Here is an 18,902-nt window from a genome sequence, read left to right as displayed (position 1 = left end):
TAAATGGGGACGACACAGCGGCTTCGCAAGGGGCGAAACTGCCTTTTTCGGGCCGCTATTGGTTCGGGACTTCCCGGATCACCGGGCCCCGCGGCGCCGGCGCCGCAGGGGCCATGGCGGAGGGGGCCGGCTCGACCTTGGCCGGCTTCGGGGGTTTTCCGTACTGCCCGATCGGCCCGAAGACGACGGCGACCGCAAGCACGATCGCCGCAACGATCGCGCCACAAATGCCACCTACCGATTCAGACGACATGCCACCCGCCCCTGCTCCAGATGCGGCCAGTCATACCACGGATGAGCGCGCGGCCGGAAGGCCCCCGGGGGCGAGTAGCGAATGGCGAGTAGCGAATGAGGAAGGCGGGTCTTCTTGCCCTATTCGCCATTGGCCATTCGCCATTCGCCACTTCCCTACTTCTGCGGCGGCCGGTGCTTGACGAAGGCGGTCACGATGTCCTTCTGCGCCGCCTCCACCGCCCTGTTCGCGGTCGCGAGATGGGCGCCGGATTCGATGTTCGGATATTGGGAGGTGAGATAGTCGAGCAGCGCCACCCGGTAATATTGCCGCTCCGACGGGCAGGCCCCCGCAACCGACCGGCCAAAATCCTGTTCCGACTTTCCCTGATTGCCGTCGCGCGAATATTCCCGCGCCAGGCAATGCCAGTAGTCGTCGCGGCCCTGCATGGCGAGCTTCTGTGCGCCCTTGGCGTCATCGTCATCCGCCTTGGCAGCAAACGTCATGGCAGCAGATGTCATCATCGCGAGCGCCGCTCCCAGCATCAGCATCCGCATCTTGTTCTCCTTTTTTGCGCAGATTTGTTCGTCAGCTTAGACGGGACACGACAACTGGCCAATCACTTCTGGTTTGAATAGGATACGGCCCTCCCCTTCCCGTCGATGCGAGAGATCCCCGTGGCCAAAGCAAAAACCGCGACAAGAAAATCCGGCAACATCTTCATCGGCGTCGGCGGCTGGACCTTTGAGCCGTGGCGCGGCGTGTTCTATCCGGAGAAGCTGACGCAGGCGAAGGAGCTATCGTATGCCGCCTCGAAGCTGACCTCGATCGAGATCAACGGCACCTATTACGGGTCGCAGAAGCCGGAGAGCTTTCGCAAATGGGCAGCCGAAGTGCCTGATGGTTTCGTGTTCTCGGTGAAGGGGCCGCGCTTTGCCACCAATCGCCGCGTGCTGGCCGAGGCCGGCGATTCCATCAAGCGGTTCTATGATTCCGGGGTGCTGGAACTCGGCGACCATCTCGGCCCCGTGCTCTGGCAATTTGCACCGACCAAAAAATTCGATGGCGCCGATTTCGGCAAGTTTCTGGAGCTGTTGCCGCGCAAGCTCGACGGCCGCGCGCTGCGCCACGTGGTGGAGGTGCGGCATGACAGCTTCTGCGCACCCGACTTCATCGCGCTGATCCGCGAATTCGAGACGCCCGTGGTGTTCGCGGAGCACGGAAAATATCCGGCGATCGCCGACGTTGCCGGCGACTTTGTCTATGCCCGTCTGCAGAAGGGCAATGACGAGATCAAGACCTGCTATCCGCCGAAGCAGCTCGATGCCTGGGCCGAACGCTTCCAGGCCTGGGCCGCGGGCGGTGAACCCGACGACCTTCCGAAGGTCGACAAGGCGAAGCCGAAGAAGGAGCCGCGCGACGTGTTCGCTTACGTCATCCACGAGGGCAAGGTGCGCGCACCGCACGGCGCCATGGAACTGATCGCGCGGGTGAGCTGAGGATCATTCATGGCGAGGGCGAAGAAGCTCTTCACCATCGGCTACGAGCAGACGCCGCCAAAGGCCGTGCTCGACGAACTGGAGCAGGCCGGCGTCAAGCTCGTGGTCGATGTGCGCGCGGTGACGTCGTCACGGCGGCCGGGCTTTTCCAAGAAACAGCTTGCCGCAGGCCTCGACGAGCGCGGCATCGCCTATGTCCATCTCGCAGCGCTGGGCACGCCGAAGGAAGGCCGCCTCGCCGCGCGTAGCGGCCAGTATGACGTGCTGGAGAAGATCTACTCAAAACACCTCAAGACGCCGCAGGCCAGAGAGGAGATGGACGAGCTCTCGGCACTGGTGGAGAAGGCCGGCCCGGTCTGCCTGCTCTGCTACGAGCGCGATCACACTCACTGCCATCGCCAGATGATCGCGGAGATCATCGAGGAGCGCGATGGCGTCGCGGTGAAGAATCTGGCCGGGCGGCAAACTTGATTGTCGTTCCGGGGCAGCCCACAGGGCTGAACCCGGAACCTCGAGATTCCGGGTTCGCGCTTACGCGCGCCCCGGAATGACGAATTACCCCTCCCCCGCCAGTTTGAACGTCCCCTCCATCATCTGCACGCAGCTGCCGCCGACATGGGCGGAGACGATCTTGCCGTCCTGCTTGCGCACGCGGGTCTGGAGGATGCTGGGCCGGCCCATGTCAAAACCCTGGCCGACCGTGAGCTTCAACTCGCCGTCGCGCGTGGGATCGAGATCGGCGAACAGCGCGGCGGCCGCGACCGTCGCGCTGCCGGTGGCGGGATCCTCGGTGAGGCCGCTGGCGCCGCGCATGAACATCCGCGCCTGCCGCTGGCAGGGCGATTCGGCCGCAGGCACGTCGCGCGTATAGAACCACACCGAGCGGGCGCCGTCGCGCGGCAGGACCTTGCCGTAGGCCGTAGCATCGGGCCGGGCCCGCTTCAGCGCCTCGCGCGAATGCAGCTCCATCACCAGAAACGCGTTTCCGACGGTGACGATTTGCGGCGCATGGTTGTCGGTCTTGATGTCCTCTGCACTGAGCGAGATGCAGCTCGCGGCTTCGGCAGCCGGCAGCTGCGACAGCCGCGCCAGCGGCTGCGGCGCAGTGAGCTCGGTCCTGATCACCCGGCCCTGCTCTCTCACGATCTCGACCGGCACGAGCCCGGCCTTCTCCTCGAACAACAGGCGCGGCTTCGGCTCCTTCGCGAGCGAAGCGAGCACGAAGGCGGTGCCGACATTGGGATGGCCGGCAAAGGCAATCTCCAGCACAGGCGTAAAGATGCGCACCTCGGCGTCGTTGGCCTTGTCGCGCGGCGGCAGCACGAAGGTCGTCTCGGAATAGTTGAACTCGGTTGCGATCGCCTGCATCTCACGCGTCGAAAGCCCGCCGGCATCCAGCACCACGGCGAGCTGGTTGCCGCCGAAGGCACGGTCAGTGAACACGTCAACGGTGATGTAGCGGCGCTGCATGTAAAATCCTCACGCATATGGCGGCCGCGACCGGCCGCGTCGCGCAGCACTCTACAAGCCGGTGACATCGCCCGTCATGCCCCAAAATTCGGAGCAATCGGAGCAATCACGAATGACGGATCAGAACCGAAAAAGCTGTCGCGGTGATGCCAGAACCTGTGCGCGCTCACTCTTGTTGACGATCAGCGTGTCGAGGAATTCGCGGTTCTTCGCATAACTCTGCGTTGCCTCGAACTGCGTGTGCGGCCAGTCGCTGCCCCATAACAGGCGATCGAGGCCGTAGGCATTGCGAAGCAGCGGATAAGCCTCGTTCGCAAAGCTCTCGCTGGCCGGACCGTTGCGGTACGGCGCGGAGATCTTGACCCAGACGTTCTTCGTCGCGCCGAGCTTCAGGACCGACTGGAAGCCGGGATCGGCGACGCCGAGCTTTGGATCCGGCAGCGCGTAATGATCGAGCACGACGGTGACGCCGTGATCGAGCAGCTGCGGCGCGAGCGCAGCGAGATCGGAGGCGTTGCGCTGGATCTCGACCTGCCAGCCCATCGCCTTCACGTTCGCAAGCAATCCCCTCCATTCGCTCGCCGCGAGATCGGGCAAGAGCCGGCCAACGAGATTGAGGCGAATGCCGATCACGCCAGCGCGATCGAGTTCGCGCAGCTCCTCTGTGGAGACATTGGGATCGACGACGGCGATGCCGCGCAGGCGAGCGCTGGTCTGCTTCAGACACTCGACCAGATAGGAATTGTCGGTGCCGAGGAAGCTCGGCTGCACCAGCACGCCGTTGGTGATGCCGTTGTAGTCGAGCTGCTCGAGATAGAGCGACAGTGGCGCATCGTAATCCGGCGCGTAGCGCCGGCCGGGCGCGAGTTTCAATCCGCGACGGAAGACATGGGCGTGGGTGTCGATAGCAGGCAAGGCCGTCTCACTCATGGCTCTGGTTGCGGTTGCCGTCGCGAGGGACACCAGGCCCACGCTGAATTGACGGCGCGTCAGACCGCTCTGGGCAAATGTCATGGTTGTTCCTCCCCATTCCCGTCAGACGCGCGCGGCCGCGGTCTGCTCGAAGACCTTGCCGCGGGTTTCGGGTAGCAGCACCACCGCGATCAGGACCAATGCATAAGCAAAGGCAGCATCGATACCGATCGCCGGCCCAAGCCCGATGTGATCGCTGAGGAAGCCGACCAGGAACGGGAATGCGGCGGAGACGATGCGGCCGAAATTGTAGCAGAAGCCGACACCGGTACCGCGCACGCCGGCCGGATAAAGCTCGCTGAACAGCGCGGCCATGCTGGCGGGAATACCGGCCGAGAAGAAGCCGAGCGGAAAGCCGAGCACCAGCATCTCTCCGTTGGTCAGTGGCGCGAAAATGTAGACCAGCACGGTGGCAATGCAGGCGCTGGCGAAGAACGCGACATTGGCCCTGCGGCCGATGCGGTCGCTGATGATCCCGCTCGCGACACAGCCGCAGAAGAATGCGGCGATGATGACGGCGAGATAGCCGCTGGAGCCGAGCACCGACAGGTGGCGCACCTCGCGCAGGTAAGTCGGCAGGAATGTCGTCAGCGCGGCATAGCCACCATGGGCGCCGATGCCGAACAGGCCGCCGACCAGGGTTGAGCGCAGCACGTCGTGCTGGAAAATGCCGGAGAGCGTGGCGAGGAACGGCGTTTCAGCGTCCCTTGCAACGGCGCGCGGCGGCTCCTTCAGCCCACGACGGATGAAGATGATGAGGAGCGCCGGCAACAAGCCGATCGCAAACAGGATGCGCCAGGCGATGTCTGCCGGCGCGTAGGTGAAAACCAGTGCGGACAACAGCACGGCCGCGCCCCAGCCGATCGCCCAGGCGCTCTGCACGGAGCCGAGCGCCTTGCCGCGATGCTCGGAACGGATGATCTCGGCCATCAGCACCGCGCCGCAGGCCCATTCGGCGCCGAAGCCGAGACCCTGGATTGCCTTGAGCACCACGAGCTGGGTGTAGCTCATCGCAAATGCTGAAGCGAACGTCGCAAGCGCGAAGGTCGCGACCGTGATCTGGAGCGCACTGACGCGACCAAAACGGTCGCCGAGCGCGCCCCCGAGCCAGCCGCCGAACGCGCCGAAGAACAGCGTGACCGAACCGAGCAGGCCGGCATCGGCCTTGCTGATGCCGAAGGCCGCGATCAGCGCGGGGATGGCAAGGCCGAACATCTGCACATCGAGCGCATCCAGCGCCCAGCCGCCAAAGCTTGCCCAAAACGTGCGCCGCTCCAGCGGCGAGCTTTCACTGTACCAGTTCGACATGTTTCCTACCCTGTACTCGTTTATTGCTTGATGTCGTTGAAAGTCGCCGTCACCGGATCTCGGCGTGGTAGCGGAAGCGATCCGCCGGCCCGCGCGAGCGGCGCCATTCGATCGGCCGCCGCTCCAGATCGAGCGCGAGGCGCTCGATCACGATCAGCGGTGCGTGAGCTTCGAGCCGCAACAGGCGCGCTTGCATCTCGTTCGCCATCTCAACCGTCAGGATTTCCTCGGCGAAGACCACGACCGCGCCGCAGCGCTCCTCGTAGAGCGGATAGAGCAAGTCGCCGAACTCGGCCGTGTCGATCTCGAGGATCTCGGCGAAACGCGATTGCTGGAGCCAGATCTCTTCGGCGAGCAGCGGCACGTCGTCGATCAGCCGCAGGCGCGACAGGCTGATCACGGGCTCGCCAATGGGAATACGCAACGCCGACGCCACGGCGGATGTCGCCGGCACGCTCTTGCGCCGGATGATGCGGCTCTTCGGCACGCGCCGCTCGCCGCTTTCGGACTGGAAGCGGAAGAAGCGGAACAGCGAGGAGTTGAAGCGTGCACGCCGCACGAAGGTGCCGCGGCCCTGCTGCCGCTCCAGCACGGCGTCCGCGACGAGCTGGTCGATTGCCTTGCGCACGGTGCCGATGGCGACACCATAATGGGCGCCAAGCTCGGCCTCCGACGGAATCGGCTCGCCCGGCCGCCATTCATTGCGGTTGATGCGCGCGGCGAGGTCGTCGCGCAGGCGCTGGTAGCGTGGCAGGCGGTCATCGCGCGGGGCTGAATTCATATGGTCATATAGATGACTAGATGAAAACAGAGTCAAGCACTACTGGAATACCGCGCTTTCGGAGCGCGGTCGCGCTGACTGCCTTGGCCAACCCGACCGCGTCTGACTCGATCGTCAGTTGGTCGTCTTCGGCATGCAAGGCGGCTCCTTGTAGGGCGCAGTGGCATACGCACCCACGGCCGGAGCCCTGACGCAATCCGCCGTTGTCTGAACAGCGGCGCGCCGCGCAGGGGCAACGCCGCGTGCGGCCGCGGACTCGGTTTGATAGACGGCCGCCGCGATCAGGGCGGCTGAGACGAAGGTCAATCGGGTCATGGATTTTCTCCGCGTGGCAAATGGACGACGAAGAATTCCGACGTCCTGAGTGCAAGAGCGGAAGGCAGAGAAAGATATTTCAGCGCGCGTCTTCAAAGAAGCGCGAGCGGCTCCCTCACCCCAATTGAAACACGGCGACCTTCTGTTCGTAGCCGCGCACCGTGACCTCGCCGAGCGCGACCGCATCCTCGCCGTCCTCGCCCAGCGCCTCCCGCACGGACGCGGAGATCAGGAGCTGCGAGCCGAACTCCTTGTTGAGCGCCTCCAGCCGCGAGGCGAAGTTCACGGTGTCGCCGATCACGGTGTATTCCTTGCGCCGGGGGGAGCCGATATTGCCGGCGACGACCTCGCCGAAATGGATGCCGATACCGATCCTGAGCGGCCAGCTCGTCTGCGCGTTGATGCGGTCCATCGCGGTCAGCATTTCGCGGCCGGCGGCGACCGATCGGTGCGCGGCGTCGGAGGCTTCCAGCGGCGCGCCGAACAAAGCGAGAAAGCCGTCACCGAGAAACTTGTTCACGATGCCGCCGTGGCGGTCGAGAATATCGACCAGCACCGCGAAGGCGCCGTCGAGCCGGTCGACGACCTCCTGTGGCGTGCGCGACTGTGCGCCTGCGGTAAAGCCGCGGAAATCGACGAACATCACGGCGACGCGGCGAAGATCGCCCGCCGCGCTCGTCCCCTCCGCCATCAGTCGCTCGACCACCTGCGGCGAGACGTGCTGGCCGAACAGATTGGTCACCCGGTCGCGCGCCGTGGCCGCCGCGATGCTCGCGGCAAATTGCCGCCGCAACTGCGCGCCGACGGAGCCCGCCAGCACGCCGCAGACCAGGATCACCAGACTGCGCACGGTGTGAAAATAGATCAGCGGCTCGCCGTCGTCGCCGGCCGAATTGTAGTACAGCGCGACAGCCAGGAGTTCGGCTGCGGCGACAAATCCCGTGAAGGTGGACAGCCAGAAATCGAGCCGCAGCGTCGAAAGAATGACGAAAATGAAATAGACCAGGGGCAACACAAAGCCGAGCGCCTGGCTCGCGCCCATGCTGCGGATCTGTAGGATCAGGATGAGCGTCGGCAGCGACGTCTCGATGAAGGCGCCGATATAGCGCCTGATCACCGGCAGGTCGCGATCAAGCTTGAGGTTGCGCTTGATCTGGCTGTGGACCCAGACCTCGAAGAGCAGGAAGCCCGTCAAGAGAGCGTATTCGCGGACCATGCCCTCCGTCCCGCGCCAGATCCGGTTCGCGATGGCGGGATCGATCACGAAGGTTGCCGTGAGCAAGACCATCATGACGCAGCCCGTGGTGATCAGCGCCTTCACCCGCAACAGCTCGGTGCGCAGCACCTCGCGCGTCAGCTCCCGCTCGAACTCCTCCGAGAGAACGGCGCGCCCACGGCTCTTCCAATTCGCAAAGCTGACCATCATTCCCCCAGGTCGTTCCGGGGCGACGCGACAGCATCGAACCCGGAATCTCGAGATTCCGGGTTCACGCTTCGCGTGCCCCGGAATGACGTCAGCTATTGTGCCTCAATCCAGCGTGCGGCGGAAGCGCGTCACCGCGATGGTCATGGCGACCAGCATCAGGGCGGCCAGCGCCAGCGTATCGTAACGCAGGTTCTGCATGGTCGCCCCCTTCAGCATGATGGCGCGGACGATGCGCAGATAATGCGTCAACGGCAGGCACTCGCCGACATATTGCGCCCAGACCGGCATGCCCGCGAACGGGAACATGAAGCCGGACAGCAGGATGCTCGGCAGGAAGAACATCATCGACATCTGCATGGCCTGGAGCTGGTTCTGCACCAGCGTCGAGATCGTGTAGCCGATCGACAGATTGGTGGCGATGAACAGCGTCGAGAGCAGCGCCAGCAGGAGAACGTTGCCGAACAGAGGCACGCTGAACAGCAGCACGCCGATGCCGATGATGAGGAAGGCCTGGATGAAGCCGACCAGCACGTAGGGGATGATCTTGCCGAACATCACCTCGACCGGCTTGATCGGCATGGATAACAGGGCCTCCATGGTGCCGCGCTCGACCTCGCGCGTCACCGAGAGCGCGGTGAAGATCAGCATGGTCATGGTGAGAATGGTGCCGACCAGGCCGGGCACGATGTTGAGGCTAGAGTTCGCGGCCGGATTGTAGCGGGCATGCGCCCGGATCTCGAACGGCATCTCGGGGGGATTGCCGATATAGAGATCGTGCGCGAGCGCGGTCTGCACGAGCATACCAAGCGAGCCGAGCGCGGCGCTCGCCGCGACCGGATCGGTAGCATCGGCCGCGACCAAGAGCGCAGGCTTGTCGCCGCGCCGCACCGCGCGCTCGAAGCCGCGGGGGATCTCGACGCCGAACAGCACCTTGCCGGACTTCAAGAGGTTGTCGAAATCGTCGACGTCGTGCACCTCGTAGATGAAGCGGAAATAGGCGGTGTTCTCCATCGCCTTCAACACCGAGCGGGCGAGGTCGGAATCTTCCTGGAGCAGCACGGCGCTCGGCAGATTGTGCGGCGTGGTGTTGATGGCATAGCCGAACAGCAACAGCTGCATCACCGGCAGCATCACGATCATCGCGAACGAGACGCGGTCGCGCCTGAGCTGGATGAACTCCTTGACCAGCATCGCATAGGAGCGCTTCCAGAAGCCGAAGCGCTCCCGGATTTCATGCGCTGGCGCGATACGATCGACGGCGCTCATTGGAACTATCCTTCAAAATTGTCCTTGGATCGGCCCATCAGCTCGATGAACACGTCCTCCAGCGAGGGCGCCGATTTGTGCCAGCGCAGACCGCTCTTGTCGCGCCACGGCGCGATGCTGGCCTCGAGCGCGGCGACGTCGCGCCCGGAGACGTGCAGCGAGGTGCCGAACGGCGCCACCATGTCGACACCGGGCTTGCCGGTGAGCGCGCCCGTGAGGTCGTTCAAATCCTCGCCTGTTACGGTGTAGGTCGTGAGCGCAGATCCCGCGATCACCTCCTCCACCGTGCCATGCGTCAGCAGATGGCCGTAGGCGATGTAGGCGATCTCGTGGCAGCGCTCGGCCTCGTCCATGTAATGGGTCGAGACCAGCACGGTGAGCCCTTCGGCGGCGAGCGCATGGATCTCGTTCCAGAAATCGCGCCGCGCCTTGGGATCGACGCCGGCGGTCGGCTCGTCCAGCAGCAACAGTTTTGGACTGGGCAGCGTGCAGGCCCCGAGCGCCAGGCGCTGCTTCCAGCCACCGGAGAGCTCGCCGGCAAGCTGCTCCTCGCGCCCCGACAAGCCGAGCCGCTTGATCATGTCGCGTGCCGCACCGCGTGCGTCGACGAGGCCATACAGTCGCGCGACGAATTCGAGATTCTCGCGCACGGACAGGTCCTGGTACAGGCTGAATCGCTGGGTCATGTAGCCGACCTGGCGCTTGATCTTGTCGGCGTCCTTCAGGATGTCGTAGCCGAGGCAGGTGCCCTCGCCGCTGTCGGGCGTGAGCAGGCCGCAGAGGATGCGGATGGTCGTGGTCTTGCCGGAGCCGTTCGGCCCGAGAAAGCCGTAGATCGAGCCGCGCTTCACCTGCATCGACAGATCGTGCACGACCTCGCGGCCGCCGAACGATTTAGTCAGCCCCTTGACGTCGATCGCGATATCGTTGCCGGCGTTCATCGCTTGTCCGCTACCGGAGTTTTGGGATTGAGATAGACGTTGATCGGTTGCCCCACGCGAAGCGCGTCGGGCCGCGACGGCCGCGCCTGGATCAAATAGACGAGCTTGTTGCGCTCTTCGAGGCTGTAGATCACGGGCGGCGTGTATTCGGCCGAGGTCGCGATGAAATAGATCTTTGCGGTGAGATCGGCGGCGCAATTGTCGCAGGCAACCCGCACCTCGTCACCAATCGACAATTTCGGCAGCTCCGTTTCCGGCACGAAGAAGCGCAGCTTCATGTTGCCCGGCGGCATGATCGAGAGCACCGGCCGTTGCGCAGCCACCATCTCGCCCTCCCGGAAGTAAATCTGCTGGATGGTGCCGGCAACCGGCGCAAAGCCCTTGCGCCGTGCCAGTCGAGTCTCCGAGGTCACCACCCGCGCTTCCGCAACCCGCAGGTCCGAGACGGCGGAATCGAGCGACGCCTGCGTACCGGAGCCGGTCTTTCTCAGCGACTCCGCGCGATCATGGGTCTGCTGCGCGTTCGCCAGCGTCGCCTTGGTCTGGTTGAGATCGGCAAGCTGGAGATCGTCGTCGACCGAATAGAGGTGATCGCCGACCTTCACCGTGTCGCCCTCGCGGACGTTCAGCTTCGTCACCCGGCCGGCCTCGTCCGGGCTGACATAGATCATGTCGGCCTCGACCCAGCCCTGGAAACCGGGATCGCGCTTCTCATTGCAGCCGGCGAGCGCGGTTGTGAGGACCAGAACCGCGATCGAACAGAGGCGCGGCAGACATTGCTGTCTATCCCTCACCCTGAGGAGCCGAGAAGCGGCGTCTCGAAGGGCGAGAAGCCACAGCCGGGCCTGCATCCTTCGAGACGCGCGTTCCGCGCTCCTCAGGATGAGGTGAGAGATGGTTCGCGACGACCTCATGTCGTCCTCCGTTCGCCAAAAATCAAATCGAGATGGACGCGCAGCATGTCCTGCGCGTCCAGCGGCGCGTGCCGCTCAAACAGGCTTTGCCAGATCACCGCGATCATCGCCGGCGCGACCAGGATCTGCGGATAGCGCGCAAGGTCCTTCTCGCGGATCTCGCCGCGGGCAATGCCGAGCTCGATCAGCGCGCGCATGCCGGCGATCCCGCGCGAAACCACCTCGCGGTAGTAGAAATCGGCGACGGCCGGAAAGCGCGGTCCTTCCGCAACGATCAGGCGCACGAGATCGCCGCGGCGTGTGCCGATGACCTCTTTCAGGAAGTTGCCGGCAAAGGCTTCGACGAGATCGCGCACCGAGCCGGTTGGTGGCGGCAGCGCATTCAGCTTCGCCACGACAGGCACAATCACCGTGCGCACCAGCTCCTCGAACATCGATTCCTTGTCTTTGAAGTGCAGATAGATCGTGCCCTTCGCGACGCCCGCGCGCTTCGCAATGTCGTCGAGCCGCGTCGCGGCAAAGCCGCGCGCGATGAATTCCTCCATCGCCGCCTCGACGATCGCGTCGCGCCGCTCCGCCGCGCGCATCGCACGGTTCGACGCCGGTGCGGTGGCTTCTCCGCCTGCGTCCGGCTTGGGCTTTGGTGTTTTGGCCGCCGCCGCTTTGGTGGGGTTCTTTGTCATTGATTATTTATGACTGACTAGTCAGTCATAGTCAACCGATATCCCCAGCTCGGGACATGCTGATGAATTAGTATTGACTAATGAATTAGCGCCTGCTAATTGATCGACATGATCGAAATCGCCCCTAATCCCGTCACCGCCGTGATGCGCGCCCTCGCCGATCCGACCCGCCGCGCGGTGTACGAGCGCGTCTTCGATAGCAAGGAGATCAGCGTCGCCGAGCTCACGCGCGGCAGCGGCGTGACGCAGGGTGCGATCTCGCAGCATTTGAAATCGTTGAAGCAGGCCGGCCTCGTCGCCGAGCGCGCCGAGGGCCGCAACGTCTACTACCGCGCCGCCCCGCAAGGCCTCGAGCCGTTGGTCACCTGGATGGATCATTACGGTGTCTTCTGGCGCGAGCGCTTCGAGAACCTGCGTGACCTCTTGAAGGAGATCGACCCATGAGTGCAGCCGAGCTGAAAGCCGAGACCCAAGACAAGATGCGGGACATCGTCATCGACGAGGTGGTCCCTCATGCGCCCGAGACGGTCTGGAAGGTACTGACCAGCGCGCAATTGATCGCGCGCTGGCTGATGAAGCCAACCGGTTTTGAGGCCATCGAAGGCAAAGCCTTCACGTTCCAGACGACGCCGGGTGGCAACTGGGACGGCGTCATCCATTGCCGGGTTCTGGAGGTCATCGCGAACCGGCGTCTCGTCTACGCCTGGAAGGGCGGCGATGAGCGCAATACCGGGTATGGCGCGCCGCTCGACACCGTCGTGACGTGGTCCCTCAGCCCAGTCGAAGCCGGCACACGAATCCAGCTGGTTCACGCGGGTTTCGTCATGCCCAGGAACGAGAGCGCCTTCACCGTGATGAGCGGCGGCTGGAAGAAGGTCGTCCGGCAGCTCGACGAGATCAGCGGCGAAGACAGTTAAGGAGTGATCACGATGGATAAGCCCTATACCGGCGGCTGCGCCTGCGGCGCGGTCCGCTATTCGATCACGAGCGAGCCCCTGTTCGCCAACCACTGCCAGTGCCGGGACTGCCAGCGTGAAAGCGGCAGCGGCCACGGCTCCTACGCCACCTTCGCGCGCGCCGGCGTCACCGTGGCGGGCGAGGCCAAGACGTGGGACATGGTCGGCGACAGCGGCAACGTGAAGACGCGCGCCTTCTGCCCCACATGCGGCCTGGCCGTTTACATGACCTTCGCAGCGATGCCCGACATTTTCACCATCCGCGCCGCGAGTCTCGACGAGCCCGCCCGCTACAAGCCGCAAGCGGTCACCTACGCGGCGCGCGCATATGACTGGGATCATCTCGATTCCAGCCTGACCAAATTCGAGACAATGCCGCCGGGCTGAGCGTTTGAGGCCGCACGCGAGGTGCGCTCCCTCTCCCGCTTGCGGGGCCGACCTCTCCCGCAAGCGGGAGAGGTGAAAACAACCAGCACTTGCCTTCAGCTATGGAACTTCAAACCGTCAACAATCTTGTCGATCACCTTGCGCTCGGCGCGCATCGCGATGCCGACGAGATTGAGATCGGTACGCGAAACCGCCTTCACCGCTTCGCGATTCGCGGCATCATGCGTGGTCTTGAACATGTCCTCGGTATAGACCGCCGGCGTGACGTTGCGCGTGAGCGCACGATCGAGTGCGCGCGACAAGGCCGGACCATCGGCACCGTAGATCAGGATCGGCTGTCCGATCAGCGCAAGATATTTCGTTTCTGATGCGTCTTCATAGGCTTCACCGATGCATTCCGGAAAGGCGGCCGCGACGCCGCTCGTCAGGAACGATGCGACATTGAGCTTCTGCCAGGCCGGAAGATCGTTGCGAATGACAACGGCAATCTTGGTGTCGAACTGCATGAATTCTCCCCAACACATATCCAAGCGTCGGGAAAGAAAAGATAATTCCTCGCTCGCCAGCGGCGGACACGAACGTAACCCGGATTGACCCATCGATCACAGCGCGGAAATTTCAATGGAGATGCGACCGGCTGCGCTTCTCCTCGCGAGTCAAGTCGGGTATACGTCGGCGGTCTGTCACCGAACTGTCATAAACTGAGCATGTCCGAAACTGGCGCGATCAAGCGAGCCCTCGACCCCGTACAACGGCTTGCGAAGGCCAACGGACATTCGATCCCCGATGACGGGAAGAAATCCAGCAGTTTCGTTGTTCCCGCTGCTGATGACGCGCCCGGTTCCGCGTTCCCTGACAACGCGTCTTCGCACAATGAGTCTGTTCTGGCTGACCTCCCTGCTGATGAAGCTCGTGCGCCGGAAAGCGCGCCTTCCCGCGATGCCGCGCCTCACGCCGCCGAAATCGAACTCAAGCTGATCGTGGCTTCCGATCGCTTGGCGGATTTCAACGATGCGCCGATCATCGCGGCCAATGCGCGCAACAAGGGGACGCGCAAGCGTCTCAAGGCCGTGTATTACGACACACCCAAGCGCGCGCTTCGGCGCGACGGTTTCAGCTTCAGGGTTCGCCAGAGCGGCGCGCGATTCACGCAGACGGTAAAATCTGAATTCGGCAACGATCCACTGCGCCGCGGCGAGTGGGAGGCAGCGGTCCCGTCGACGACGCCGGACATCGCGCTGGCCATGCCGCTGGTTTCAGACAAGCTGCGCGCCGATCTCGAACGTCACCCCGTCGAAGCCGTCTTCAGCAGCGACATCCACCGGCATCAGCGCCTCGTCAACTTGCCGTCCGGTACCATCGAGGTCGCCTTCGATCACGGACTCCTCACATCCGGCGATCGCTCGCTGCCGGTCAGCGAGATCGAGCTGGAGCTCAAGAGCGGCAGCCCGTCCGCCGTCTGGGAGTTGGCGCTGCGGCTCGCCGAGCATGGTTCGGTGAAACCTTCGATCCGGACCAAATCGGCACGCGGTTTTGACCTGGCGGCCGATACGCCGCCACGGGCACCGAAGCCGCCAAAGCTTCGTCTCGATCCATCGACATCGCTCGATGAAGCATTTTCCGAGATCCTGCGCTCCTGTCTTTTGCATCTGCTGCAGTCGTTGCCCGCCGCCGAGGACGGGCGCGATCCCGAGGGGATGCATCAGCTTCGTGTCGCGCTGCGGCGCCTGCGATCCGCACTCGACCTGATGCGGTCGGTGGTGTCGTTGAACAAGCTCGACCTGATGCGCGCCGAGACGAAGTGGCTCGCCGGAAGTCTCTCCGGCGCACGTGATTGGGACGTGTTTCGACAGGAGACGTTGCGGATCGTCGCGGATGGCTGCCCGTCGGTCGCAGGCTTCGACACGCTGGGTGAGCTCGCTGACGAACGTCGCGCGACCTGCTACGACAAGGCGCGCCTCGCCCTCGCCGACCGGCGATGTCAGTATTTCGTGATCGGGCTCGGCGCCTGGATCGAAGCGCGCGGCTGGCGAAGCGAGGTGGCTCCCGAAGGTCTGGCGCAACTGGCGGAGCCGGCGATCAATTTCGCACGCAACATCCTGTCGGCGCAGCATGCGAAGGTGCTGAAGCGTGGCCGCAGATTCAAGTCGCTGCCGACGGAGGAGCGGCATCGTGTCCGTCTCGCCGCGAAGAAGCTGCGCTACGTCGCCGACTTCCTGCTTCCGCTCTGCGGGCAGCGCAAATCCGCAAGGCGATTTTCGCGCAGGCTCGCCGACCTCCAGCAGGAGCTTGGGGTCTACAACGACATGGCGACGACGACGTCACTGCTTGCGGATGTCGACGCGGGCTCGACCGGCAGCGGCATGGCGGCGGCGGCCATCGCCGGTTGGCAGGCCCATGCCATGGTCGGCATCGAAGCGCGTCTGCTCAAGGCCTGGTCCGAATTCGCTGGGGCCAAGGCGCCGTGGTCGGTGGACGCGCCGGAGCAACCGGCAAAACTGCTGCAAACCAACGCGGGATGGCTGCGCTAGCGGTTCATCGCTGCGCTAGCCGTTGGTTAGCCCTTGGCGTCGCAGGCCCAGGCGCGGATCACGCATTCCTTGCCGCCATATTTGTAGCATTCACGCGTGGCAGCGTTGAGCGTGGCCGAGATCTTCGGCTTCACGGCATAGCCATAGGCGCCGCAGGGGTTGGCCATATCGACCGACATCGCCGCACAGGCGCGCTTCATCGTCACCGTCGTGCAGTCGCCCTTGCACTGCTTTTGTGCAGCGGCACGCGCCTCGTGCTCGGCGCCATAATCATAGGCCTGGCCATAGGCGCCGCACTTGCCGACGGCAAACGCGCCGGCCCCATGGGCTTCGGTGACATGACGGGCGCCGGCGACACACACCGACAGCGCAAAGAAAAACATCGCGCAACGGCGCGCGACGACGTTCGAAACCATGGAAAAGCCCCTCCCCCCAAGGCAGGTGGAGAGGACTCTAAGCGCCGGTCGTTTCCAGATGGTGAACGGGGAGTTGAAATCGCGAGGATTGGGAGGTGCCAATTGGTGGGTTGCAGCGTAGAGAGATGGTGGGCACAGCGCTGCGCGCCTTCCCACCTACGGCACACCGTCATCCGCGTCTCGCCGCTTCCAGCGCCTGCGGAGTGTCGATGTCGAGGAAGGCGCCCTCGCCGTCAACGGGCACTTCGGCGACCGCCTCCGTGTGCTTGGCGATCAGGTGCCGCGCGCCGATGTCGCCGTCGAGCGTCATCAGCTCCTTAAAGAAGCGGCGCGACCACAGCACGGGATTGCCCCGGCGGCCATCGGCTACCGGCACGACAATGAGGTTGCCGCGGTCCGGCGCAAAGCCGTCGATCAAGCGGTCGATCAGACCGGCATCGATCAGCGGCATGTCCCCGAGACAAACCACAGCTCCATCGCTAGCCTCAGAAACGGCTGCGATGCCGGCCTTCACCGAGCTCGCGATGCCGCCGGCGAAATCCGGATTCCTGGCGAAACGCACCTTCAGGCCTTGCAGCGCCTGCTCGACCAGCTCGGTCTGATGGCCGGTGACGACGATCACCTCGGATGCCCTGGAGGCCAGCGCCTGTTCGGTCGCGATCCGCACCAGCTTCTTGCCGTCGAGCTCGGCCAGGAGCTTGTTCGGCCCGCCCATGCGGGTCGAGCGGCCCGCCGCGAGCACGATGGCCGCGATATTGCTGTTGCCGTCGATCTCCGGCTTTGCCCGCGGCTGCGGCCGCGTCACGATCTCCATCAGGAGGCCGCCGACGCCCATGCCCATCAGCTCGGAGCGCGTCACCTTGATGCCAGCCAACAGCCGCATCAGTACCCAGTCAAAACCGTTCTCGACCGGCGAGCGCGCACAGCCCGGCGCACCCAGCACCGGCACGCTGCCGGCGCGCGCGATCAGCAGCAGATTGCCGGGATCGACCGGCATGCCGAAATGCTCGATCTCGCCGCCGATCTCGGTGACCGCGGCCGGGATCACATCGCGGCGGTCGGCGATCGCCGACGCGCCGAACACGATCACCAGCTCGGCGCCGAGTGCGAGCAATTCCTTGATCGCAGCCGAGAGCGCGCGCTCGTCATGCTGCACGCGACGCTCGGCGATGATGCTGGCGCCGGCCGGCGCGAGGCGTTCGGCGGTGACGCGCAGGGTCTTGTCGACCACCTTCGAAGAGAGCCCCGGCAGCAGCGTCGAGACCACGCCGACGCGCTTGATGACATAAGGCACAATTTTCAGCGCGTCCTTGCCGGCGGCCTTCACCGCGGCATCGCGCAAATTTCCTTCAACGCCGAACGGAATGATCTTGACGGTGCCGACCATCTCGCCTTCGACCACCGGCTTGTAGGCGGCGAGCGTGGCGAAGGTGATGGCCTCATCGATATTGTTGATGCGGTCGACCGCGGCGCGGTCAATCACCAGGAGGCCGGGACGCGCAGCAAACAGATTGGCGCGGCCGGTGAAGGCGCGCTCGACATGAATACCCTCGCCGCCGATCGCGAGCGCGATGCTGGCAGCCGCGACGTCCTCGGAGACGTCGCCCTCTTCCATTCGGACCACCACGACGTCCTTGATGCCGGCGCGGGTCAGTGCATCGACCTCGGCAGGCCCGATCGTCGTACCTTTCTTCAGCACCAGCGGACCCTGGCGCAGCGTGTGGACGGTCACCCCGCCGATCGCATCCTTGGGGCTCGCCGGTCCGAACTTCATGCCGCTTCTTCTTTTTCTTTTGGCGGCAGCCGAAGCACCGCGGTGATCTCGGCCATGATCGATACCGCAATCTCGGACGGCGAGACCGCGCCGATCGCAAGCCCAATGGGCGCGTGGATGCGCGCGATGTCAGTGTCCTTTGCGCCCTGCGCGCGCAGCCGGTCGCCGCGCTTGGCATGCGTCTTCCGCGAGCCGAGCGCGCCGATATAGAAGCAGTTGCGCTCGAAGGCGTGCAGCAGCGCGGGATCGTCGATCTTCGGATCGTGCGTCACCGCGACGAAGGCCGTGTAGGCATCGACATTGAGCGGCGGCAGCGCCGTGTCGGGCCATTCGGCGACCAGCGGAATATCGGGGAAGCGCTCGGGGCTTGCAAACGCCGTGCGGGGATCAACGACGGTGACGTCGTAACCGAGCGAGCGCGCCAGCGGCGCCAGCGCTTGGCTGATATGGACCGCACCGACGATGACGAGCTTTGCGGTCGGCGCGTAGACATTCAGGAAGAGCTTTTTGCCACCGACCTCGACATTGGCGCTTTTGCCTATGCGAAGCTGCTTGTCCAATTCGGCGCGGAGCGGATCCTTGGAAAAATCCGCTGACTTCACCAGGCGCTGCTCGCCGCTCTCGGTGTCGGTCACCAAAATCACCGGCCGGCGCGCGGCGCGCTCGGCATTGAGTTCGTGCAGGATTGCGAGCTTCACGGCTAGCCGACCTTCTCGACGAAGACGCGGATGGTACCGCCGCAGGACAGACCGACATTCCAGGCGGTCTCGTCGGCGACGCCGAACTCAAGCATTTTGGGCTTGCCGCTCTCGATCACGTCCATGGCCTCGGTGACCACGGCGCCCTCGACGCAGCCGCCGGAGACCGAGCCGAGAAACGTGCCCTCGTCATTGATGACGAGGCTCGAGCCTGCCGGGCGTGGGGCCGAGCCCCAGGTCTCGACAACGGTCGCCAGCGCGACGCCACGGCCGGCCTTTTGCCAGTCCTCCGCCGCCTTCAGAATATCCTCGTCGCGATCGAGCATGGCTTTG

At 64.4% G+C, this 18,902-nt stretch carries 23 protein-coding genes; 6 read left to right on the top strand and 17 right to left on the bottom strand.

Annotation, left to right across the window (positions count from 1 at the left end):
- Positions 1-55: 55 nt before the first annotated feature.
- Positions 56-253: a hypothetical protein gene (locus JJC00_RS15450; RefSeq protein WP_200473392.1), complete on the bottom strand. Its 198-nt coding sequence runs from the start codon at positions 251-253 to the stop codon at positions 56-58.
- A 155-nt stretch (positions 254-408) separates the two neighbouring features.
- Positions 409-789 (bottom strand): hypothetical protein, encoded by a 381-nt coding sequence (locus JJC00_RS15445; RefSeq protein WP_200473391.1) that lies wholly within the window; start codon positions 787-789, stop codon positions 409-411.
- Between the two features lie 105 nt (positions 790-894).
- On the opposite strand from JJC00_RS15445, the gene JJC00_RS15440 reads away from it, so the two are divergent.
- Positions 895-1,731 (top strand): DUF72 domain-containing protein, encoded by an 837-nt coding sequence (locus JJC00_RS15440; protein WP_200473390.1) that lies wholly within the window; start codon positions 895-897, stop codon positions 1,729-1,731.
- Between the two features lie 9 nt (positions 1,732-1,740).
- Positions 1,741-2,202 (top strand): DUF488 domain-containing protein, encoded by a 462-nt coding sequence (locus JJC00_RS15435; RefSeq protein ID WP_200473389.1) that lies wholly within the window; start codon positions 1,741-1,743, stop codon positions 2,200-2,202.
- An 84-nt stretch (positions 2,203-2,286) separates the two neighbouring features.
- Here JJC00_RS15435 and JJC00_RS15430 read toward each other — a convergent pair whose 3' ends face one another.
- The 10 genes from JJC00_RS15430 to JJC00_RS15385 form a co-directional block, all read right to left on the bottom strand.
- Positions 2,287-3,201, bottom strand: coding sequence for a PhzF family phenazine biosynthesis protein (locus tag JJC00_RS15430; protein WP_200473388.1), 915 nt, complete (start codon positions 3,199-3,201; stop codon positions 2,287-2,289).
- A gap of 120 nt (positions 3,202-3,321) precedes the next feature.
- Complete coding sequence (locus tag JJC00_RS15425; RefSeq protein ID WP_200473387.1) at positions 3,322-4,215, bottom strand: amidohydrolase family protein; 894 nt, start codon at positions 4,213-4,215, stop codon at positions 3,322-3,324.
- A 21-nt stretch (positions 4,216-4,236) separates the two neighbouring features.
- Positions 4,237-5,481 carry an MFS transporter gene (locus JJC00_RS15420; protein ID WP_200473386.1) on the bottom strand — a complete coding sequence of 415 codons (1,245 nt, stop codon included), beginning with the start codon at positions 5,479-5,481 and terminating at the stop codon, positions 4,237-4,239.
- 49 nt (positions 5,482-5,530) lie between these two features.
- Positions 5,531-6,262, bottom strand: coding sequence for a GntR family transcriptional regulator (locus JJC00_RS15415; RefSeq protein WP_200473385.1), 732 nt, complete (start codon positions 6,260-6,262; stop codon positions 5,531-5,533).
- A gap of 114 nt (positions 6,263-6,376) precedes the next feature.
- On the bottom strand, positions 6,377-6,577 hold the full coding sequence (locus tag JJC00_RS15410) for a hypothetical protein (protein WP_200473384.1): 201 nt from the start codon (positions 6,575-6,577) through the stop codon (positions 6,377-6,379).
- A gap of 115 nt (positions 6,578-6,692) precedes the next feature.
- Entirely contained in the window at positions 6,693-8,000 is a 1,308-nt protein-coding gene (locus tag JJC00_RS15405; protein ID WP_200474127.1) for an adenylate/guanylate cyclase domain-containing protein, read from the bottom strand.
- Between the two features lie 105 nt (positions 8,001-8,105).
- On the bottom strand, positions 8,106-9,269 hold the full coding sequence (locus tag JJC00_RS15400) for an ABC transporter permease (protein ID WP_200473383.1): 1,164 nt from the start codon (positions 9,267-9,269) through the stop codon (positions 8,106-8,108).
- A gap of 5 nt (positions 9,270-9,274) precedes the next feature.
- The gene (locus JJC00_RS15395) at positions 9,275-10,210 is read right to left on the bottom strand and encodes an ABC transporter ATP-binding protein (protein WP_200473382.1); all 936 of its coding nucleotides are present in this window, start codon (positions 10,208-10,210) and stop codon (positions 9,275-9,277) included.
- Positions 10,207-11,124, bottom strand: coding sequence for an HlyD family secretion protein (locus JJC00_RS15390; RefSeq protein WP_246774219.1), 918 nt, complete (start codon positions 11,122-11,124; stop codon positions 10,207-10,209). The genes JJC00_RS15395 and JJC00_RS15390 overlap by 4 nt, the downstream gene beginning before the upstream one ends.
- Positions 11,121-11,807: a TetR/AcrR family transcriptional regulator gene (locus tag JJC00_RS15385; RefSeq protein ID WP_200473381.1), complete on the bottom strand. Its 687-nt coding sequence runs from the start codon at positions 11,805-11,807 to the stop codon at positions 11,121-11,123. Before JJC00_RS15385 ends, JJC00_RS15390 begins: the two co-directional genes overlap by 4 nt.
- A gap of 108 nt (positions 11,808-11,915) precedes the next feature.
- Between JJC00_RS15385 and JJC00_RS15380 the strand changes: the two genes are divergently transcribed.
- The 3 genes from JJC00_RS15380 to JJC00_RS15370 are packed head-to-tail and all read left to right on the top strand — an operon-like array spanning position 11,916 to position 13,150.
- Positions 11,916-12,251: an ArsR/SmtB family transcription factor gene (locus JJC00_RS15380; protein ID WP_200473380.1), complete on the top strand. Its 336-nt coding sequence runs from the start codon at positions 11,916-11,918 to the stop codon at positions 12,249-12,251.
- Complete coding sequence (locus tag JJC00_RS15375; RefSeq protein WP_200473379.1) at positions 12,248-12,724, top strand: SRPBCC family protein; 477 nt, start codon at positions 12,248-12,250, stop codon at positions 12,722-12,724. Before JJC00_RS15380 ends, JJC00_RS15375 begins: the two co-directional genes overlap by 4 nt.
- A gap of 12 nt (positions 12,725-12,736) precedes the next feature.
- Positions 12,737-13,150, top strand: coding sequence for a GFA family protein (locus JJC00_RS15370; protein ID WP_200473378.1), 414 nt, complete (start codon positions 12,737-12,739; stop codon positions 13,148-13,150).
- Positions 13,151-13,245: 95 nt separating this feature from the next.
- Here JJC00_RS15370 and JJC00_RS15365 read toward each other — a convergent pair whose 3' ends face one another.
- Positions 13,246-13,656: a DUF2000 family protein gene (locus tag JJC00_RS15365; RefSeq protein WP_200473377.1), complete on the bottom strand. Its 411-nt coding sequence runs from the start codon at positions 13,654-13,656 to the stop codon at positions 13,246-13,248.
- Positions 13,657-13,857: 201 nt separating this feature from the next.
- Here JJC00_RS15365 and JJC00_RS15360 point away from each other — a divergent pair, with 201 nt between their 5' ends.
- Entirely contained in the window at positions 13,858-15,681 is a 1,824-nt protein-coding gene (locus JJC00_RS15360; RefSeq protein ID WP_200473376.1) for a CYTH and CHAD domain-containing protein, read from the top strand.
- Between the two features lie 26 nt (positions 15,682-15,707).
- Here JJC00_RS15360 and JJC00_RS15355 read toward each other — a convergent pair whose 3' ends face one another.
- The 4 genes from JJC00_RS15355 to JJC00_RS15340 all read right to left on the bottom strand — a co-directional run bounded on the left by JJC00_RS15355 (position 15,708) and on the right by JJC00_RS15340 (position 18,895).
- Positions 15,708-16,097, bottom strand: a complete 390-nt coding sequence (locus JJC00_RS15355; RefSeq protein ID WP_200473375.1) for a DUF4189 domain-containing protein — start codon at positions 16,095-16,097, stop codon at positions 15,708-15,710.
- Positions 16,098-16,266: 169 nt separating this feature from the next.
- Positions 16,267-17,871, bottom strand: coding sequence for an NTP transferase domain-containing protein (locus tag JJC00_RS15350; protein ID WP_200473374.1), 1,605 nt, complete (start codon positions 17,869-17,871; stop codon positions 16,267-16,269).
- The gene (locus tag JJC00_RS15345) at positions 17,868-18,569 is read right to left on the bottom strand and encodes an XdhC family protein (protein ID WP_200473373.1); all 702 of its coding nucleotides are present in this window, start codon (positions 18,567-18,569) and stop codon (positions 17,868-17,870) included. Before JJC00_RS15345 ends, JJC00_RS15350 begins: the two co-directional genes overlap by 4 nt.
- 2 nt (positions 18,570-18,571) lie before the next feature.
- Complete coding sequence (locus JJC00_RS15340; protein WP_008564652.1) at positions 18,572-18,895, bottom strand: XdhC family protein; 324 nt, start codon at positions 18,893-18,895, stop codon at positions 18,572-18,574.
- Between the last annotated feature and the right edge of the window lie 7 nt (positions 18,896-18,902).

The sequence above is a fragment of the Bradyrhizobium diazoefficiens genome (assembly GCF_016616885.1).
In the GTDB taxonomy this organism is placed as follows: domain Bacteria; phylum Pseudomonadota; class Alphaproteobacteria; order Rhizobiales; family Xanthobacteraceae; genus Bradyrhizobium; species Bradyrhizobium diazoefficiens_F.
This window is presented reverse-complemented; position numbering and strand designations above follow the sequence as displayed.

Coding starts and splice junctions, on each gene's coding strand:
- JJC00_RS15365 (WP_200473377.1), bottom strand. CDS start 13,656: ATGCAGTTCGACACCAAGATTGCCGTTGTCATTCGCAACGATCTTCCG.
- JJC00_RS15350 (WP_200473374.1), bottom strand. CDS start 17,871: ATGAAGTTCGGACCGGCGAGCCCCAAGGATGCGATCGGCGGGGTGACC.
- JJC00_RS15385 (WP_200473381.1), bottom strand. CDS start 11,807: ATGACAAAGAACCCCACCAAAGCGGCGGCGGCCAAAACACCAAAGCCC.
- JJC00_RS15400 (WP_200473383.1), bottom strand. CDS start 9,269: ATGAGCGCCGTCGATCGTATCGCGCCAGCGCATGAAATCCGGGAGCGC.
- JJC00_RS15425 (WP_200473387.1), bottom strand. CDS start 4,215: ATGACATTTGCCCAGAGCGGTCTGACGCGCCGTCAATTCAGCGTGGGC.
- JJC00_RS15450 (WP_200473392.1), bottom strand. CDS start 253: ATGTCGTCTGAATCGGTAGGTGGCATTTGTGGCGCGATCGTTGCGGCG.
- JJC00_RS15430 (WP_200473388.1), bottom strand. CDS start 3,201: ATGCAGCGCCGCTACATCACCGTTGACGTGTTCACTGACCGTGCCTTC.
- JJC00_RS15440 (WP_200473390.1), top strand. CDS start 895: ATGCGAGAGATCCCCGTGGCCAAAGCAAAAACCGCGACAAGAAAATCC.
- JJC00_RS15355 (WP_200473375.1), bottom strand. CDS start 16,097: ATGGTTTCGAACGTCGTCGCGCGCCGTTGCGCGATGTTTTTCTTTGCG.
- JJC00_RS15410 (WP_200473384.1), bottom strand. CDS start 6,577: ATGACCCGATTGACCTTCGTCTCAGCCGCCCTGATCGCGGCGGCCGTC.
- JJC00_RS15375 (WP_200473379.1), top strand. CDS start 12,248: ATGAGTGCAGCCGAGCTGAAAGCCGAGACCCAAGACAAGATGCGGGAC.
- JJC00_RS15340 (WP_008564652.1), bottom strand. CDS start 18,895: ATGCTCGATCGCGACGAGGATATTCTGAAGGCGGCGGAGGACTGGCAA.
- JJC00_RS15420 (WP_200473386.1), bottom strand. CDS start 5,481: ATGTCGAACTGGTACAGTGAAAGCTCGCCGCTGGAGCGGCGCACGTTT.
- JJC00_RS15405 (WP_200474127.1), bottom strand. CDS start 8,000: ATGGTCAGCTTTGCGAATTGGAAGAGCCGTGGGCGCGCCGTTCTCTCG.
- JJC00_RS15435 (WP_200473389.1), top strand. CDS start 1,741: ATGGCGAGGGCGAAGAAGCTCTTCACCATCGGCTACGAGCAGACGCCG.
- JJC00_RS15390 (WP_246774219.1), bottom strand. CDS start 11,124: ATGAGGTCGTCGCGAACCATCTCTCACCTCATCCTGAGGAGCGCGGAA.
- JJC00_RS15380 (WP_200473380.1), top strand. CDS start 11,916: ATGATCGAAATCGCCCCTAATCCCGTCACCGCCGTGATGCGCGCCCTC.
- JJC00_RS15395 (WP_200473382.1), bottom strand. CDS start 10,210: ATGAACGCCGGCAACGATATCGCGATCGACGTCAAGGGGCTGACTAAA.
- JJC00_RS15370 (WP_200473378.1), top strand. CDS start 12,737: ATGGATAAGCCCTATACCGGCGGCTGCGCCTGCGGCGCGGTCCGCTAT.
- JJC00_RS15360 (WP_200473376.1), top strand. CDS start 13,858: ATGTCCGAAACTGGCGCGATCAAGCGAGCCCTCGACCCCGTACAACGG.
- JJC00_RS15445 (WP_200473391.1), bottom strand. CDS start 789: ATGCGGATGCTGATGCTGGGAGCGGCGCTCGCGATGATGACATCTGCT.
- JJC00_RS15415 (WP_200473385.1), bottom strand. CDS start 6,262: ATGAATTCAGCCCCGCGCGATGACCGCCTGCCACGCTACCAGCGCCTG.